General features: G+C 71.2%; 4 protein-coding genes. All 4 read right to left on the bottom strand.

Annotated features, from left to right (window positions below):
- On the bottom strand, positions 1 to 652 hold a 652-nt coding region (locus tag x551_RS21260), incomplete at its 3' end, for a biotin-independent malonate decarboxylase subunit gamma (protein ID WP_036251086.1).
- 11 nt (positions 653 to 663) lie between these two features.
- Entirely contained in the window at positions 664 to 1,539 is an 876-nt protein-coding gene (locus x551_RS21255; protein WP_036236274.1) for a biotin-independent malonate decarboxylase subunit beta, read from the bottom strand.
- Positions 1,536 to 1,868, bottom strand: a complete 333-nt coding sequence (gene mdcC, locus x551_RS21250; RefSeq protein ID WP_036236272.1) for a malonate decarboxylase acyl carrier protein — start codon at positions 1,866 to 1,868, stop codon at positions 1,536 to 1,538. The genes x551_RS21255 and mdcC overlap by 4 nt, the downstream gene beginning before the upstream one ends.
- Positions 1,869 to 1,884: 16 nt before the next feature.
- On the bottom strand, positions 1,885 to 2,380 hold a 496-nt coding region (locus x551_RS21245; protein ID WP_036251083.1), incomplete at its 5' end, for a malonate decarboxylase subunit alpha.

Raw genomic sequence — 2,380 nt, 5'->3', positions numbered from 1 at the left:
CGCCGCGCGTCCGACCGTCGGCGGCGCGCACGTCCTCGCCGGAGGCCGAGGCCAGGGCCTCACGCAGCGCCACCGCCAGATCGCCCGTCCACAGCCTGCGCACGCCGCCCATCGCCACGTAGTTCTCCACGCCGGGTGCGAACACCGGGTTGCTGCGCGAGAGCTCGGTGAGCCGGTCTTCGGAGATCTTGGTGACGCGCGCCATCGCCGGGATGCGCATCACGCGGATCTCGGCCTCGGGCAGCGCGTCGCAGGCATCGGCGATCAGCCCGGAGGTGATGAAGCCGCCGGACAACGCCTGGTCGTACACCAGCCCCAGCACGCGGTGACCGCGTCGCCGCGCGAAGTCGATGCTCATCCCCAGATGCGCCATCGCGCGGTTGATCCCCAGCAGTTCGTCCCGGCGGCGCAGCATCTGACCCTGCGTGTCGATCAGCAGCAGGATCGGCCGGCCCGGGTGCTGCGCGATCGTGTCGAGCACGACGCGCGCCTGCTCCAGCGCGAGCCGCACACCGATCGGTGCGTGGTTGGTCGTGCCGATGACCGTGAGTGGGTTGCCGTCGAAGCGCACGTTGCCGCGCAACACATCGCCTTCCTGGGAGATGCCGTGGTCGGCGCCGAACAAGGCCGTGGCCAGTGTGTTCCAGTCCATTCCAGTGCTCCTCAGACCGTGCGCAGGGAGCGCAGGGCATCGACGTCGAGGTCGGGCACGCGGGCGGCGTCGGCCACGCCCAGCAGCCCCCACAGTGCCACCGCCTCGTCGCTGTCGAGCGCGTCGGGCAGCAGCCGCAGCCGCCTGGCGAGCAGCGCGTGTTCACGCTCCAGCGTCCCCACCGACACGGGGCGCGATGCGTCGAGCGCGTCGATGGCCGCGGCCCGGAACGCCGCCACGTCGTCCTTCACCAGCACGTCGCAATCGCCGCTGAGCCAGCGGTGCTTGCCGCCCGTGGTGCGCCAGACCAGCGCGCGATCTCGGGAATCGAACTCTTCGACGCCTTGCGACGCCTCGATCACCTCCGGACCCGACATCGCCAGCCGGCCCATGTCGCTCATCACCACGCGGTCGGCGCAGCGCGCCACGATGCCCATGCCGCCGAAGCAGCCGTTGGCGCCGCCGATCAGCATCACGACCGGGATGCCCGCCGCGCGCACGTCGAGCACCGCGCGCATGACCTCGGACACCGCGATCAGGCCGGCGTTGGCCTCGTGCAGGCGCACGCCACCGGACTCGGCCAGCAGCAGCACCGCCGCCGGCCGGTCGCGCAGCGCCCGCCGCAGCAGGCCCACCAGCTTGGCACCGTGCACCTCGCCCACCCCACCGCCCATGAACTCACCTTCCTGGGCGGCAACGAACACCGTGTGACCCTCGAGCGTCGCGCGGCCGATGGCGACACCATCGTCGAAGGCCGAGGGCACGCCGAGCTGTTCGAGGTGCGGACTGATGACACGCTCGGTCGGCGGCAGCCATTCGTGGAATGTCGCGGCGTCGAACACCCGCGCCAGCCGCTCCCGGGCCGAGCATTCTGCGAAGCTGATCATGGTTGCCCTCCGGCGATCCCGGCCACCGCCTGGTCGAGCCGCAGGCTCACGACCGCGGGCGTGGCGCCCATGTCGTTGATCGAGATGCGCAAGCCGGACAGCGGCTGGCGCTCGTGAAAGTCGGTCATCACGGCCTGCCAGATCGCGCCAAAGCCACGCGCCGACGTCACGACGCGAATCTCGCAATCCGGGCGTTCTGCGGCCTCGAGCATCACCTCGAGGTTGCCCGATCCGACCACACCGACCAGCACGGGGGCGAAGCTGCCCGCCGGCCGGCCGCCGGTGAACGAGAAGACCAGGGTCTCGAGCCCTGAGGGGACGTCGCTCATGCTTGGGAATCTCCTGCTACCAGTTTCTGAACCGCCGGGGGGGCTGGTACAAGCCGCCCGACGCGTCCACCAGATCACGCATGCTGCGGGCCGCCAGCAGATTGCGCGTGGCCTGGCGAGGATCGATGCCGAGGTCCTGCGGCCGGCGGATCACGCCGCGGTCGCGCAGGTTCTCGACGGCGCGCCGGTCGCGCGCCAATCCCACGGCGGTGTAGCCGGCGACGCCCCGGATCGCCTGCTCGCGCTCGGCGTCGCTGCGGCACAGCAGCAGGTTGGCGATCCCTTCCTCGGTCAGGATGTGCGACACGTCCTCGCCGTAGATCATGATCGGCGGCAGGGCCATGCCGGACTGTTCCTGCAGCGTCCAGGCGTCGAGCCTTTCGACGAAGGCCGGTTGCATGTGTTCGCGGAAGGTCTCGACCATCTGGACCACCAGCTTCTGCCCGCGCGGCGTGCCCGCCGCACCGCTGCGGCCGGAGCGCGCCTCGCGGCCGGCCTTCAGCCAGGCGGGG

It is taken from the genome of Methylibium sp. T29, from assembly GCF_000576205.1.
Lineage (GTDB): Bacteria > Pseudomonadota > Gammaproteobacteria > Burkholderiales > Burkholderiaceae_C > Methylibium > Methylibium petroleiphilum.
The sequence above is the reverse complement of the archived record's forward strand: the minus strand, read 5'-3'. Positions and strand labels throughout refer to the sequence as shown.